Origin of the sequence: Haladaptatus sp. AB618 (genome assembly GCF_024136965.1) — an archaeon.
Lineage (GTDB): Archaea > Halobacteriota > Halobacteria > Halobacteriales > Haladaptataceae > Haladaptatus.
The window spans coordinates 138,141-153,914 of the sequence record NZ_JAMYJX010000006.1 but is presented as its reverse complement, the minus strand read 5'-3'; the positions used below and the strand labels follow the sequence as shown (position 1 = coordinate 153,914).

Annotated in this window: 13 protein-coding genes and 1 pseudogene; 10 read left to right on the top strand and 4 right to left on the bottom strand. The window is 54.2% G+C overall.

The window, feature by feature from the left end:
• Positions 1–32 precede the first annotated feature (32 nt).
• Positions 33–221: a hypothetical protein gene (locus NKF26_RS17720; RefSeq protein ID WP_253227079.1), complete on the top strand. Its 189-nt coding sequence runs from the start codon at positions 33–35 to the stop codon at positions 219–221.
• A gap of 401 nt (positions 222–622) precedes the next feature.
• On the opposite strand, the gene NKF26_RS17715 is transcribed toward NKF26_RS17720, so the two are convergent.
• A complete protein-coding gene (locus tag NKF26_RS17715; protein ID WP_253234680.1) occupies positions 623–1,045 on the bottom strand; it encodes a CopG family ribbon-helix-helix protein in 423 nt (140 codons plus the stop codon).
• 424 nt (positions 1,046–1,469) lie between these two features.
• Here NKF26_RS17715 and NKF26_RS17710 point away from each other — a divergent pair, with 424 nt between their 5' ends.
• Positions 1,470–2,123: a reverse transcriptase-like protein gene (locus tag NKF26_RS17710; RefSeq protein WP_253226960.1), complete on the top strand. Its 654-nt coding sequence runs from the start codon at positions 1,470–1,472 to the stop codon at positions 2,121–2,123.
• Positions 2,124–2,168: 45 nt separating this feature from the next.
• Here the strand turns inward: NKF26_RS17710 and NKF26_RS17705 are convergent, their stop codons facing one another.
• Entirely contained in the window at positions 2,169–2,852 is a 684-nt protein-coding gene (locus NKF26_RS17705) for a methyltransferase domain-containing protein (RefSeq protein ID WP_253234679.1), read from the bottom strand.
• Positions 2,853–3,299: 447 nt separating this feature from the next.
• Between NKF26_RS17705 and psmA the strand changes: the two genes are divergently transcribed.
• The 4 genes from psmA (at position 3,300) to NKF26_RS17685 (ending at position 7,998) form a co-directional block, all read left to right on the top strand.
• A complete protein-coding gene (gene psmA, locus NKF26_RS17700; protein WP_253226962.1) occupies positions 3,300–4,034 on the top strand; it encodes an archaeal proteasome endopeptidase complex subunit alpha in 735 nt (244 codons plus the stop codon).
• Between the two features lie 211 nt (positions 4,035–4,245).
• Positions 4,246–4,743, top strand: a complete 498-nt coding sequence (locus NKF26_RS17695) for a flavin reductase family protein (protein WP_253226963.1) — start codon at positions 4,246–4,248, stop codon at positions 4,741–4,743.
• 423 nt (positions 4,744–5,166) lie between these two features.
• A complete protein-coding gene (locus NKF26_RS17690) occupies positions 5,167–5,802 on the top strand; it encodes a hypothetical protein (RefSeq protein WP_253226964.1) in 636 nt (211 codons plus the stop codon).
• 780 nt (positions 5,803–6,582) lie between these two features.
• On the top strand, positions 6,583–7,998 hold the full coding sequence (locus NKF26_RS17685) for a glycosyltransferase family 39 protein (protein WP_253226965.1): 1,416 nt from the start codon (positions 6,583–6,585) through the stop codon (positions 7,996–7,998).
• Positions 7,999–8,078: 80 nt separating this feature from the next.
• Here the strand turns inward: NKF26_RS17685 and NKF26_RS24455 are convergent.
• A pseudogene (locus NKF26_RS24455) lies at positions 8,079–8,162 on the bottom strand (radical SAM protein); the annotation flags it as partial.
• 174 nt (positions 8,163–8,336) lie between these two features.
• Here NKF26_RS24455 and NKF26_RS17680 point away from each other — a divergent pair.
• On the top strand, positions 8,337–8,657 hold the full coding sequence (locus NKF26_RS17680) for a hypothetical protein (protein ID WP_253226966.1): 321 nt from the start codon (positions 8,337–8,339) through the stop codon (positions 8,655–8,657).
• A gap of 548 nt (positions 8,658–9,205) precedes the next feature.
• Positions 9,206–10,327, top strand: a complete 1,122-nt coding sequence (locus NKF26_RS17675; RefSeq protein ID WP_253226967.1) for a GNAT family N-acetyltransferase — start codon at positions 9,206–9,208, stop codon at positions 10,325–10,327.
• Between the two features lie 111 nt (positions 10,328–10,438).
• Here NKF26_RS17675 and NKF26_RS17670 read toward each other — a convergent pair whose 3' ends face one another.
• A complete protein-coding gene (locus NKF26_RS17670; RefSeq protein ID WP_253226968.1) occupies positions 10,439–11,974 on the bottom strand; it encodes a flippase in 1,536 nt (511 codons plus the stop codon).
• 357 nt (positions 11,975–12,331) lie between these two features.
• Here NKF26_RS17670 and NKF26_RS17665 point away from each other — a divergent pair, with 357 nt between their 5' ends.
• Both NKF26_RS17665 and NKF26_RS17660 read left to right on the top strand, forming a co-directional pair.
• Complete coding sequence (locus tag NKF26_RS17665; protein ID WP_253226969.1) at positions 12,332–13,609, top strand: polysaccharide deacetylase family protein; 1,278 nt, start codon at positions 12,332–12,334, stop codon at positions 13,607–13,609.
• 919 nt (positions 13,610–14,528) lie between these two features.
• On the top strand, positions 14,529–15,545 hold the full coding sequence (locus NKF26_RS17660) for a DUF2334 domain-containing protein (protein ID WP_253226970.1): 1,017 nt from the start codon (positions 14,529–14,531) through the stop codon (positions 15,543–15,545).
• Positions 15,546–15,774 lie beyond the last annotated feature (229 nt).

Genomic DNA, 15,774 nt, shown 5'->3' with positions numbered 1-15,774 from the left:
TCACCCCACTCGGTCGCGACGGTGTCGTGATAATGACCGAGATCGAAGCCGAGACCCTCGAAGAGGTCCGGACTGCCGACGTAGTACCGTTCGTCGTCGAGACGAACACAGATGCTCTCATTGACTGCACGAACCGTTTCTACGAACTTAGAGACGGTTTCGGATTTTGCTCGAGAACGAAGGTTTCAACGCAACCGGCATTGTCGGTCAGACAATTATGAGAGTTTGACTGGATACCCGTTTCGAATGCATGCCTAATCGCCATCATTTGACACTCGATCTCCTGTTCGTCGTATCCGAATACTGCAGTTACTGTTCCAATTACATCGCGTCCCTCAAAATCGATTGACTGGGATTCTTCGAGAAGTGATTGACATGCCCCTCTAATGAGTTCACTCCGTCCATCGTACCCGTGGTCTGTAACGAATTGATCCAATTCGTCACGGAGCGAGTCCGACGTGGCAGTGCTGACGATCGGTGTATGTTAAAACCTGACCATAGGATAATAGTTCTTCTGCTACACTGGCTCTCTTTTTATTAATATTTCTTAATGCTGCGGAATTGTTCTGTTTATTAATTTCAATTATGATAATAATATATAAAAATAAATAATAAGAGAATATTAGGTGGTGAGGGGACTAACTCCGTCAACAGGCATGACGGAGTAATCTACATTGAGCGTGTCCTTTGTGGCACGGATTTTTCCAACAAACGCTGAAATATTTTCGAGCGAGCCCTCAAGTACAAACAGTTCCATGCAGTAGTGTGATCCAACGTGGCTGTGGAAGTTCGATGCGACGAGATCTTCGTGTTCGTGCCGGAGACGCATCATCTTCTCTTTCACAGACGTCGTTTCGTAATCGAACATCACCGTAACAATCCCCATCAATTCTCGTTCTTCGAGACGCTTGTCCTCGAATTCGCCAAGGAGATTACGGGATGCCTCTCGAAGTACCTCACTTCGGCCAGTGTATCCGTGATCGTCTGCAAACTCATCGATTCGATTGAGGAGTTCTTCCGGCATCGAGATACTCGCAACAGTCATATAATAACGAAGGGGATAATCTTGTTAAAGATTCTGCTGTTTGGTCGACGACGAACCTGCTGTCGCAGCGACGGAGTTTGCGCCAGATAGCTACGAATTGCGATTACTTCGTGCACTACTCGATACAGGTCGCTATCCATCGACGGCCGACGCTGCTCTGCCGGATATTCGGTGGTTCACAACAGGTGATTTTTCGATCCACTACATCGAAACACACGACAGCAAAAACTGGGACTGTCGGTGGGATTGCCACCTCAACTCGCACAATGAGCGTCTCCACTTTCACGAGCCACCAGTGTCACCTGAAGGGATTATCTCCCTTGACCTCCGAGAGGATGTATATGCAGTGGTGCGACCAGCCAACGAGACCAGCAGGGAGTGAGAATCTGAGGGCACGGGACCGAATCTCGAAGGGGGAAGTGACGTGACAGACGACCGCCTCCCGGCCGAACACCTCTCGTCGCTCGCCACGCTCGTCGACGAAGTACTCGCCCGCGTCGGCTACGATGTGGCGGCCGCCACTGACGCCATCAACGACGCTGTCCCCGGCTATGGCGGTTTATTCGACCCCGCGACCACCCCGGCCGAGTTGCGTCGCGCGCTCGAAAGCCTGCTGGCGTCGGGACTCACCCGGCCACCCGTCCCCGAACCGACGAGCGACACATTCGTTCTCTACGTCGACGGAAGCTCACGCGGCAACCCCGGCCCCGCAGGGGCAGGCGCTGTCATTATGGACGCTTCGGAGGACCAACTCGCCCGTCTCGGTCGACCCGTCGGTTCCCGGACGGGGAACAACACTGCCGAGTACATCGCCCTCCAACTCGGACTCTCCGAACTGTTGGTTCGCTACGAGCCACGCAAGCTGGAAGTGCGCATCGATTCGATGACGGTCATCCGAGACGTCTGGGGTGGCAACGACCCGACGGAACCGGGCGTCAAGACATACAGCGAGGCCGTCGCGACGTCGCTGGCGAGCATCTCGGAACACCAGTATACGCATCTGGCCGACAGCGATCCGAACCCCGCCGACGCGCTGGCGACAGTGGGAGCCGATATCGCGGCCTTGGGACCTGGATGATCGAGAAGTCCCGCTTGAAATCCGGTCCCGACTCCGTTGAAATCCTCAGAAGCGAATAGAAACCACGTACTGACTCTCCTTTCTGCATTCAGCAACAAATCTGCTCGACGGGAAGATTGTTGGCCCGAGTCCGATATGTGACTTTGGTATGTTTTCGGGTGAGAGAGGATCACATTTCGATCCCTTGGGCATCGGTTCCGCAATCTCGACGAGCGTGAATTCAGTATCGAGGAATGACCGGATGATCTCCGACATCGGCCGGTAATACGACGGGAGTTCTGTAGCTCCCCAATCGACGACCACCTCGACACGTTCGGCGTACTGATCGAGGTCCCAGTGTTGCCGCTGGTACGCCGGGTGGATAGTAGCGACGACGAATGCGCCATCCCTGTGGAGTACTCGCCGAAACGAGTCAAGTACCGGTCGCCATTCGGCGATGTGGCTTAGCACAAGGTTCACGACTGCGACGTCGAACACCTCATCATCGAATGGAAGCCCGTCCGGGACGTTGGCGACCTCGAACTGATAGTTCGGGTGATGGTCACGGGCCTGCGCGATTGCCTCCTCGCTGACGTCTACACCGGTCACGGTTGCGCCGTGATCACTGTAGAACTCGACGTGATCGCCGCGACCACAACCCGCAAGGAGGACCTCCGCGCCGTCGAGGTCAGGGAGGTGCTCACGCAGTCCCGGCCACGAGTAGTACGTCTGGAAGTAACTGTTCCCCACGGGCTCACCGACGCCGAGAGGTCCTCGTCAGCGGCGCGAGTGAGTTCGTCGTACCCCTTGGGACGTGCGTGTGTTGGAGTGATCGGAGCCGACCGATTCAGAGTCGTTTTCCGACGTTACACTACGCTTTCCGATTAAAGAGTGAAATTCATTCTTTGTGTCGGTGATGCGGGAGAGATGTCTGAGGATGTCCAGACCGTCGATCGGTTCTTCGTCACGTTATTGTGGTAGTGAATGAGGATGACGCTTGAGTGATGTGACGCAGATCCTCTACTATTGCAGCTGAAATCCCCGATCGTGTCCGTGAAATCGCAGTATATACCACTGAAAAGGCAATTGTGAATGCAAAGTTCAGAGTTACTTTTCTCACACTTTCATCCAACAAAACTCCTTTACAAAGCCCGCTCCAATGGGTAGTAACGAGAGCCGAACGCTCTATCCAACACTATGCAAGGACAAAATCAACAGCAGGCGTATGATCGAGGCACGTCAATTTTCTCCCCGGATGGCCGACTCTACCAGGTTGAATACGCTCGCGAAGCGGTCAAACGGGGCAGTGCCTGTGTCGGAATTCGGACGACTGATGGTGTGGTGCTCGCAGCCGAAATCAACACCCGATCACCGCTGATGGAATCATCGTCGGTCGAAAAGCTCCATAAGGCCGACACGCACATCGGGATTGCATCTGCGGGCCATGCTGCTGACGCTCGCCAATTGGTCGACAAAGCACGTCAGCATGCACAAGTCGAGCAAATGCGGTATGATCAACCAATTAGCGCTGATACACTCACCACTGCAATCTGTGATGACATTCAAGAATATACGCAGAAAGGTGGCACACGGCCATTTGGTGTCGGACTTCTCATCGGTGGGATCGACGAGGGAGAACCGAAACTCTTCGAAGTAACCCCGGCAGGAACAGCGTCCGAATGGAGGGCAACTGCAATTGGTGCAAACAGTAATGACCTGCAAGGCACCCTCGAAGAGGAGTATAAGGCCGATCTATCGCTTGATGATGGTATTCAGGCAGTTCTTCGGGCGCTTGAAAGCGTGAAAGACGATGAGTTCTCGGCAAAGGACGTTAGCGTTGCAACCATCGACGCAGATTCAAACCGGTACGCGATGCTGAATGAGGAAACAGTTGCAGAACACCTTCGTGGCCTTTCACCGTCTGATGAGTGAACATCGGTAGTAGATCGATCTGGAAAAACAACTTCCCCCATGCCTTTTCCCCTGGGTTTACGAGGGTCGTCGGTGTCTCGGGGTTTCTACTGAATTAGATTTCAGCAAGCACTCATATCGCTCGACTTCCTCTCTCTTGATGCTATGACATCGGACAGCAGTACGCGATTCGTCGCCGACCGACCGACGACCAACGTGGAGAGTGCTTGAGATGGTGGACGCCGACGCCTTCCGCCGTGTGATGGGCGAGTTCGCAACGGGCGTGACCGTCGTGACGCTTCCCGGCGACCCGCCGCATGGCATCACCGTGAACGCGTTCGCAAGCCTTTCGCTCGCTCCGCCGCTCGTCCTCGTCTCGCTCGACCACGGCACGGAGGCCCACCGCCTCTTCGCGGAGGAGGGTGCCGACAGTTACGCCGTGAACATCCTCACGCACGAGCAGCGACACCTCGCCGAGCACTTTGCCGGCATGACCGACGGCGATACCGACCCCTTCGAGACCGAGGCCACCAAGACTGCGGAGACGGGCGCGCCCATCTTCTCTGACTCGCTCGCCTACGTCGACTGTACGCTCTATGAGGCCATCGAAATCGGCGACCACACCATCTACGCCGGCCACGCCGAACATACGGACTCGCTTGACGCCGACACCGGTCCCCTCACCTTCTACGAGGGCGACTGGGGAACCATTGAGAAGTTCGACGACTGACCGAGCGACCCATTGACGGCCTCACATTCCTGTTTCTGGCCCTCGCCGGTTCCGTACGCGATGAGGATCGAAGTCATGATGACAGATGTACGTCACGAGGGGCAAAATAAGTTTCCTGACTTTCTCTCTGGGCGAACCCAGTACGTCTCGGACCGATTTTCGAGACACGCTTGCTGAACACGCCCCCTGTATTGCAGCGAGGCTTGGACAATCTGTCCCCAATTGTGAATTTCAACAGAGCCAGCGTGTCGAACACATACTTGAGGAGGCCTGGAATGTCGTGAGCCACGATTCGATCGGAGAACGGAGGGCGCTGATTATAGCGTTGTAATAGCTGGTGGATTCGAGAGACATTCTCATGTTCGCCACAGCCGTTCTACCACCCAAATAGCAAAGATGCTGTACGCGAATAATTCCGATACAATGCCTTCATTACTCGAGCGACTCCTCGGCAGTGATACCCCAGACGAACAGGTCGATCTGGAGTCGCGACAAAACAAGGCGGATGAAGCGCTCCACGAGGCCGTTGAGCGTGGTGGCTACGCCGTTGACGATTGCGGTATAACGGGCGTTGCGGTTGTCAACGAAGGACCCGATGGAGAACCAATCGTCGTGCCAATCGCTCGGTTCTCCCTCGGAGAGGATGTCGAAAATCCTGATCGAGATCTCGTGTGGGATCTCGTCGGCGAAGCCGCACTCGCAATGCAGGCCCCCTTTGACGACGTCTTCGTCCGTCACTATGATATTCAATTCACGTTTGATGGCGACAAGCTCTTCGAGGCAGAGGAGTGTCGGCGTGTTCTCTTAACAGACGAACTCGTCGACCGATATGCAACTGACGCTGGCTTTACGCTCGCGGATCTGCGCGACGCTGTATTTGCTGCGGACGATATTGACGACGAAATCGCACCAGTCGCATGGGGCAAGTGTACAAACTATAGCCAGACGAACAATGCAGCGATCATTGTTGCCGGGACAACTGCAGCGGCGAGTGCAAGCGCGAGTGCAGCAAGCTGTGCTGGCGCTGGAGCGATTGGTGGAGCAGGCGGTACGTGCTGACTGGTTGCTTTCTGACCGGTCCACAGGAGCGACTAGGTACCGAAGCCACAACTTGCGACGTAAACGTTTATGCCACATGTAACAGCATGCGTGTAGAGTTGCGCGCCCATCGCCAGACGAGCAGATTCTCAGGTATGATGCAATGGGCGGTATCCTCGAAGTACAACTCAAAATCCGATACAAGAATTCCCAAATCGTGATCTCCAAACACTAACCGGATTCGGCGGACCAAGCGTCTCGAAGGCGTTCACACTGCTTACCGCACATGGGTTGATCACGCGTCGCGACATCGGGCGGAAATCGCTCTATCGAATGCTTTCGTTGGCTGAAGTCTTTATTAATCACGACGAATTCGAGACGAAGGCCTCGTCCTCCAGGGAGAGAATGATGCCGATCAACAGTATGCAACCGTCGACGATAGCACGGAAGGGGTTCCAAAGCACTGTTCAAGTCGTCCGATCGTGATAATTTCGCTTTAATGCGTAGTATGGATCTGTTTTAAGGTCGGTTCTGTAGTCCAGCGGCCATAATTCCTATACTGTCTACTATCCCTTTCCGATACACTAACCCTTCTGTTCAATGAGCCATATCGGAAACGACGATGACGAATCTACGGGAAGTATAGAATATCTCTTCGAAAAAGGGTACGAACTCTTCGCTACGACTCTCTTCAGAGGCGACCGGAAGGTAGTTCTCGTCCTCATGACTGCTGTCTTCACCAGTCTCACCTATCTACTAACACACAGATACCCTGCATACGGTGCCGGACTCTTTCTCAAGATGTCAGAATCCATCATAAAAATGCACTACACATCTCCCGATCGAGTGATAGGCTACACACGTAACGGTGTGCCGTTTGCGTATCCTCCCTTTGCCTTCTATGTCAACGCCGCCCTCCTCGATCTCGGAGTGAGTCCACTCCGACTCTCCCGTGTGCTTCCGGCCATAGTGACTTCCGCCGCCTTCGTTCCTTACTACTATCTCGCGCGCGAATTCCTTCCGTCGTCGGGGAGGGCGGGTATTGCAGCAATTATCGCTGCCGTTACCCCGATGCTTCTTCAGTGGCATCTCTCGGCCGGAGGTATCGTTCGCGCACCTGCGTTTTTTCTCCTTCTGTCCGGATTGTATGTCGGTGTCCGGTTGTTCCGATATCGAACACGTCTTTCACTCGTCGTTGGAACAGTCCTTTTCGGGTTGCTGTTGCTTACACACCCGACATATTCCATGTTTTTCGCCGCCAGTTACGTTCTCTTTTTTATCAAAGAGCAACGGTCACTCGAAGGTCTCGGACGAGGACTCGTCGTCGCCGCAGGTGGACTACTGATCGCTAGCCCATGGATCGTACACATCGTCTCGACGTACGGTATTGATGTTTTTACAGCGGCAGCAGGAACACACGGTGGACTTGGAGCGGGCATAACGGGGTTTTTCGATCGGCTCGGTGATCCGTTCGTCGCCTCCCCCGTTGTCATCGTTTGGTACGTACTCCTCGTCTTTGGTATCTATCACTTCGTCAAGGAGCGGCGGTACTTCCTTCCTCTCTGGTTCGTCGTTTCAGTTTTCTTGATGGACGAGATACGGTTCGCCTTTATTCCGGGTGTCATGATTATCTCGATCGGAATTACCGACGTGATGCCGGCCATTCGTGCTCGTCTCTTTCAGTCGGATCGGACCGCCTCATCACAAATTGCGGTTACCACTCTTGTCCTTTGCTTACTCGTCGGTCTTGGTGGCCTGTTCGTTGCGGGTCATCCGGTCACAAATCAAGACTCGATGCCGTCCTTTATCGATCACGAGGACATGACCGCGATGTCGTGGGTGCAATCGGAGACATCACCCGATGCGGAGTTCGTCGTCATCGGTGACGGTGCGGAGTGGTTCCCATATTTCACCGACCGAACGATTCTGGTCGGTCTGTGGGGTGTCGAATGGAAGTCACCGGAGGCCTATCAACAACAGAAAAGCGCCTTCAAAAGCATTTCAGACTGCGACACTGCTCGTTGTTTGACCAATACTCTCCGCTCGAATCGGCATCATCCGACGTATCTCTACATCCCAAAAGGGCAGTATACGGTGCGGGGTATCTCTAGTGTCCAATCGAATCGTATGCGGGGTTCACTCGTACGAAGTAATCAATACGAAATCGAGTACGAAAATTCGGGTGTGCTGATCGTTCGAGTTCGCCAGGCGAGATGACTCACATTGCTTGTCCCCACCGTTCACGTGTTACCTTTCTTCGTGAATTCCTCGGGGTCAAGCCCGAGGCTTCCCGTGGTTTAATCGGATACTCCCATCCGACCATCGGCCTGATAGCCTCGCGCGGTCGGGTGGGTCACGGTCGGGGCGACCACGGCCCCCGATGTTTACCATCGTCGTCCGAAACAGCGAAGCTATTTCGTGATCACGAGGGACTTCGTCTCTCGAACGACACTTTCCGAACAACGGGATAGTCGGCACAAACAAACGGTGCCAACGACCGAACGTTCACCCAGTATGCAGTTCATATTTATATGAATTCGTGTGCTGCTACAATTATGGATCAGGTGGCTACGTACAACAACATCGAAAACGAGGATAAAATCGCTGAGGATCGGACGTCCGTCCACGAGTACTACTTCGAATACGATGCAGACGGCGAAGCGACGCTCGAACACTGTCTGATCGACGTCCTCGCGTTCGTTCTTGACGGTTCCCGAAACGAGGCGGAGCGAACGTTCAGGCGCGAAACCAGCGTCGACGTCGATGGTCAGTTCTCGATGCTCGATTCGAAGGCGAAATCGACGTTTACACTCTGGATCGGGGAGTTGCAGTTCGACGTTTACGCCAACGGGAAAATCATCGTACGCGAGGTGTAGTCGATCTTTTTTGATACAAATCGACGGGCACGACGTGATGTACCCGATTCAACCCGTGGTTGGTGTTTCTGCGTTCGTACTGGTGTCAATTCCGACGGAGTCGAAACGAGAAAAAGAGGGACATTCGTCGAATCCGAACGACTCGTGTTCGCCATACGACGAACGACGTTAGTTCGTCTTACTCACCAATGCGAGCTTTGACCGAAACCGAAGACCGAAAGCAAGGGCTCAAGCAGAAACGATAGTCGATTAGAATCTTCCTCGTATCTAATCCTTATTGCGAGAACCTCTTAAAGAGATGTGACTCGTCAGCGACCAACGCCGTCCGCTCGGTATTGCTCGTACCGACCAACGTAGCAGCATCAACGACCGGGAGACTTTCGACCGATTTCCGCCACTGATACGTTTATTCATGCAAGACGGAACCTCCGCTTTGGAGTCATCTAGCGGATCGAAAAATAATCGATTACCTGCTGTGTTCAACGGTCAGGCACTACATAACAAAGCATGTGACACTCGTTATTCTTTAGTACATTTCAGGGAGAACAATGAGCAATACCAGCACTGTTAAACAAACGGAAACATCGACCACGGACGAGTACAGTATCGAATGGTATTCCGACACTGACCGCGAGGCGTTCCTCTCGTTGTACGAAACAACGTTCGGAAAAGCGAGCGTGGAGTGGTTCAAATGGAAGTACGAAGCGAACCCGTACGTCGACAGCGTTCCGATGTACGTCGCGAAAAACGGGGATGACCTCGTCGGTGCGAGTCCGTTCTTCGCGCTCGGCCTCGCGTTCGGTGATCGATCACTCCTCGCGCTCCAACCGGCCGATGCAATGGTCCATCCCGATCACAGAAAGAACGGGCTCTTGACACGGATGACGGAACAGGCGATAGATTGGTACTCCGACCACGAACCTGCGATGTTCTTCAACTTCCCCAACCCCCAATCGAAGGGTGTGTTCCTGCGACTCGGATGGGAAGTCGTCGACGAACTGCCGACCCATTACTGGATACGGAACCCGTCCCGGTTGCTCGATGAAACCCGGAGCGGAATCGTCGGATCCGGTGTCGAGATGGCCGGAAAGCGGCTTATGGACGGATACTTCTTGGCGAAGGAACGTCTCGCTGGCTTCCCGAACGACGAAGTCAGTATCACTCGACACGACGAAATTCCGATTGGCGAATTCACCGACCTCTATCGTTCACACATCCCCGAGAAGTTTCACGTCGCCCGCGATGAGGCGTTCTATCAGTGGCGGTTCGACCACCCACATTGGGAGTACACCACTTACCTTGCTCGACAGGAGGAGGTACCTGTCGCCGGAGTCATCGTGGGAACGAAGACGAGCGGTGGCGTGACGATTACGAAAGTGACTGACGTTCTCCCACTCCCTGGACCGAAACAGCAGTCCGGAGCACTCTCCAGTCTCCTGTTCACGGTCATCAGGGAGCACCATGACTCGGACCTTCTGGCGGTTCGGGACGAGACCATCCCTCGGAAGGTTTTACGGGGATGTGGATTCCACCGGGACGACTCGTTCCCCCTTTCTCGGACGACGAATCAAACCGTGTTGGTGGCTCGTTCCTTGGATCACGGCATGGATGTGGCCCTGTCCGATACTTCCAACTGGCATTTCTCGTTCGTCCAGCAGGATAGCAGCTAACGGTAACTCATTTCGTATCGCAGTCGCTGTTTTGTGGTCGTCGAATCGACCGACCGGAAGTCCTCCTATCGAACTCAGCTTCCGTTGCGGACGGTGAATTCGTCGTTCTCGCTATAGACGAGACGTGATGGTCGAAAAGAATTCTCGGTCCTCGGCCTCGATTCCGAGGAGGATCAGAATTCCAGCGAAAATGCAAAATCCGACCGCACTGCCGCCGAGCAACAGCCCATAGCTGGAGAGTACGTCACGCAGTCCGTACATGACGGCTCCCGCCCCGGCAGCGGCGATAATCGGCTTCGAAAACCCCCACGAATACGGAAACAACTGTTCGGTGTACCAGACTTCCACGACACGAGCGACATTGATGAGACCGAGAACGCTGGCTGTTGCGAGCGCCGCTCCGGCGAGGCCGAACTTCTGGATGAAGAAATAGTTGCAGATGACGTTCAAAATTCCAAGCCCCCACCGATTTAACAGGGTGAGATATTGGTGGTCGGTCATCATCAGGAGATATCCGCTCGGACCGACTGCAGCGTTCGCGAGTTGACCGACCGTGAATAGGATGAGGATGGTACTGCCACTGACGTAGCCGTCCCCGAAGATACGAAGGATCGAATCGGAGTAGATGACGGTACAGAGAAAGAAGAACAGCGCCACAGTAAAGATCCAACGGGTGAGAAGGCGATAGATCGATTCTAACTCTTCTTTCTTCCCATTGGAGTGGAGTCGGGACGCGATCGGTGGAAAGATCTGATTGAACGCACTGAGAGGGAGGACGAGCATTCCAGCGATGATGAGTGAGACCTTGTATACCCCGACGGCGGTACTTTGCTGGATGAAAATACCGACCATGAGAACATCGATTCTGTTGGCAAGAATCGACCCTGCTTGTGTAAGCGTGAGCGGAAGCGAGTAATTGTAAAATTCGACGACGTCGTCGCTCGTACCTCGAACCGTCGGTCGAAACGACGTCCGAGTGAGGAACAGCGAGACGGAGACGAAAAAGACGAGAACCGCGGCAGCAACGCTGCTCGCGATAACACCGATGAGTTCGGAACCGAGCAGCAACGCTATCGCTATCAGCAGAAGGCGAAGTAAGGGGGAAAGGACGTTCAGAACGAACACCTGATACTCCGGACGCTCCATCGCTTTGAACGTCGTCAGGATGCAGTTTCCGAGCGCATTGAACGGAATGACGATTGCCAGGATACGTAGCACGTTCGTGAGCAGTGGGTCGTCCAACGTGTGCCCGGATATGAATGGAGCGCCGAGGAACAACGCACTGCCGATGGCGACACTACCGAGGAGTGACGTAAGGAATGAGAGTCCGAGAATCCGATTCTGCTGCATGTGCTGTCCCTCGTACTGGGAAAGATACTTCAGAATCGCGGTGTCCGTTCCGAGGTTCGTAACGGTGCTTAGGAGAGAGAGAACGAGATAGCCGTACGTATAAACGCCGAACAGCGCTTCGCCCAACCCTCGAGTAAGTACTACGTTGATCCCAAATCGGAGCACGTTGTCGATCCCCTTACCGCAAACGAACAGCGTTGCTCCGCGTGAGATGGACGTCAACGAGGCGTTCAACTCACGGCTATCGGACTGTTCGTTTTCGTTCGTGGTAGATTTGTGTTGGTCACTGACTTCCATTTTTTCTCCTTGAGATATTTAATAGCATCCGACCGACGTCTGTCTACAATATCTTCTCTCGTTAAACCTGCTCTAGACTCAAGAAGTGTATGGACGGTTCAGCGGACAGTAAACCGATGACCGCCACGCAATAAACCGGTAGGCACCGCATACTCGTTTTCCGCCATCGAGTGAACGTCCCCGAGAAGTGAGTAAACCCTCGTTACCGAGTTCAGGCGGAGTATAACAAAATGACTAGGGGAGCATATAAAATTTGAAATGAGGGTGAAATTAATGACTTCGATGGAGAAAATAGCACCGTGTCGGGCCGAAATATTGGCCGAACGAGGGGCGACCGGTGACGGGGGGGGAGCGACCATGAGCGACCGGTCACGACGAGCATTCCTGACGTCAGTCGGTGCAGCGAGTGTGATGACGCTTGCTGGATGCGCCGGAACTCACGGGGAAGGTGAAACGTCGAGCGAGACCACCGAGCAGCACGCATCGACCTCGAATACGACGAAGACGACGAGTGACGCCTCACGAGAAAGCCAACGACTGAATCGCGATACGTTCGAAAACCTCGGCGTTTGGTCCGCCACAGGGGATAGCACTCTCAAGAAAGGGAAGAAAGGATACGAGGGGTCACAATCGGCTCACGTCCTCGGGAGTTCCCGGTCGAACGTCGGGGAAATTTTCCGCGCGGACGGACCCGTCGATTTGACTGGGAAAAATATCTCGTTGATGTACAAGTGTACATCCCACCAGTTCTCGAAAATCGCGGTCAATCTGTACGCGCCCGACCGCGGGCACATCGTCGAATTGAAACGTACGCTGTACGGGCCGAAAGACCGGTGGGTTCGCGTCAATCTCGGTGTTACGAACGTCGAGGATCAGAAAAACGTCGACCTCTCACAGGTATTCGAGATACATATCACGGGTCGTCCCGTCGATACTCAATCGACTCGACCGGTCGATTTCTTCGTCGACGACTTGAAAACGGTCTCACCGCCGAAGCGGGGGAAAGTGATGCTCACGTTCGACGATGGCGCCGAGTCCCACTACACGAAAGCGCACTCGACGATGAAAAAGTACGGATTCAGCGGCGTCGAAGCCATCATACCCCCCGCAATCGACACCGATGGCTACCTCACTCAAAACCAAATGCGGGAGATGGTCGGGGACGGGTGGAACATGATCGCACATCCGAACACGCAGGCGATGCCGATGGACAAGCGACCGGCGAAGGAACAGGAGCGGTTGATGATGGAGGCGAAAAACTGGCTCAAAAAGTACGGCTACGACGGCCACAAGTACATGGCCGTGCCGAAGAACGTGGTCGGGGCGGATACGTTCGATCTCGCGATGAAACACTTCGATGTTAGTTTGAGTTTCGGAGCTTCCCCGAACGCGCTTCCAGCAGTCACCGAGAATACGATCCTCTCCCGGGCGTACGGGACCGGGAAGACGAAGACCACGAAGGAGGTGATCGACCACGCCGCTCACTACAACCAACTATCGATCCTCCTGTTCCACGAAATCGGTGGAGACGGCTTCTCCGAGAAGAAGTTCGAGTCGATCCTCGACTACATCGATCGAAGCCGGGTCGACGTCGTCACCATGACTGACCTCGAAGAGAGGGGGTTATTCATATGAATTCGACCGGTGAGGAGCGAATCGGTCAGGCTGTGTCGCTGTGGGCACCTCGTAGAAGATTCGCTCCACCTAGCAGAAGCCCGATGAAAATGGATAATTCGGACAGACCATGAATCACTGGAACTCCTCCATCACGATGCATCGGATACTGGTCATCGTGGGAATTATTCTGTTCAGTGCAGGGATCGGACGTACCCTCATCGGGTTCTGAGACGAGCCGAAGTGCGACCCGGTTTCCGAATCGTCGTCATTCAAAGCACGTATCGCAGAAAGTCATTTTCACCGTAACGCACAGCGTTACGGGAACCCCGACCGCTTTAATCGGACTATTCAATCAGTTCGATGTCCCGACCCGTTTCCCTCGTCAGGGTGATGCCACACCCCGTACAGATTTCGTATCCGTTCACGTTCGCTATCTCACTTCCGCACTTGGTACATTCCGTCGGAGTCATATTTTCTATGTCACACGGATATTTAATAAGTATACGCCGATTACTGGTTTCCGGATCGACGATTCGGAAGTATCCTTCGAGGAACGAAAAGTCCGACCGCTTCTCCCGTCGTCTGTCCGGTACACAGGCTCGTCTCCGCTATACGGAACGTCGATTCATGTACTGACCGAGGGCCGTCGCCAGCTGGCGGGATGCTATCCCGTACTCTACGATAGTTCGACCCTGTATTCACGTGGACGGTCCCATAGTTAGCCCGATTGAATCGTTTCGTTTTGTAAGTTCTACATAACAATATGGGATTCTGTAATAAAATGTAGCACTCCTATGAATTGCCTCGGTCAGGAAGTCACCTCTCACGACCGCTTCCTCCGAATGTCATCTTTGGTCGCTGGAAGACGCTTCTCTCCACTCCCCGGTGATCAGCAGCGAAACTCACATCCGAAATCCCACGGGGGGCGGGCCTGATCATGGGGTCGGTCGTTCTCTCGTTGGACGCGGAACTCGGATGGGGGTTCCACGACCGTCGTGAACTGCCCGAAGCGCACATTCGCTCCGGCCATCGCGCGTGGAACTACCTGTGTGACACGTTCGACCGATTGAACATCCCTGCGACGTGGGCAATTACTGGTCATCTGTTCCTCGATTCGTGCCAATCGAATCATCGAGACCATCCGGCCGGTCGCCGATGTTGTACGCGGGGGAGTTCTTCACTGAACAGTCAGGAAATTTGGTTCGCGTCGGACCTCATCCGCGCCGTCCGGTCAACGGATGTAGATCACGAAATCGCGAGCCATGGCTTTACACACGTTCATTTTGAGCACGAGCGCATGGACGAGGAGTTTGCTGCTCAAGAAATCTCTGCCAGTATTGAAATTGCAGCCGAGCAAAACATCGAACTGTCGTCGTTCGTATTTCCTGTCAACCGGATCGATCATCGACAGTTGCTCGCCGAATCCGGCTTCACGTGCTATCGGGGAACGACCCCGAGAAACTCCGCCGGGGGAATGATCCGTCGCCGATTGGAGAAACTGACGAGTGGCACCGTCGGAAAACCGACTCCCCCTGTCATCGAGCCACGGGTGGACGAGTATGGCCTCGTAAACATACCCGCATCGCTGTATCTCTTCAGTTTCGAGGGCATTGCACGATCAGTGCTCGCGTCCCTCCATCGAGACCCCGTCGTGGAGCAGGCAATAAGCGGCATCGACAAGGCGACTGAAACCGACGGCGTGTTTCATCTCTGGTTTCACCCACACAACCTGCGGACTAGTCGGGATTTCGAACGACTCGAGACGATCCTTGCGTATTTAAACCGTCGACAGAGAGAGGATGGCCTCCGCATCGAGACGATGGCCGACGTCGCAGAGCGAGTGACTTCCCACACCTCGGGCACCTCGGATAGTGAAACCGCCACGCTGACGAATGAAACGACGGGGCGGAACCAGCACTCTTCAGGAGAGTCGGCTTTCCAGCGACGAGGATGATTCATGCCCTCATCGCCACCTGTGACTGACTTCTCCAAACTCGTATCGATCGACAGGCGACCACTCGTTCGCGTCGATCAGTCTGCCGTCTTTGCGCGGTCCCGCTTTGCAAGGTAGACGAACAATCCGAGGATACCAAAGAATCCGTATCCCAGACTCTTCAGCACTGATCGATTTTTACCAGTAACCTATGGTCCTAACTGTGTCCGTCCACACCGAGGACTAGCGA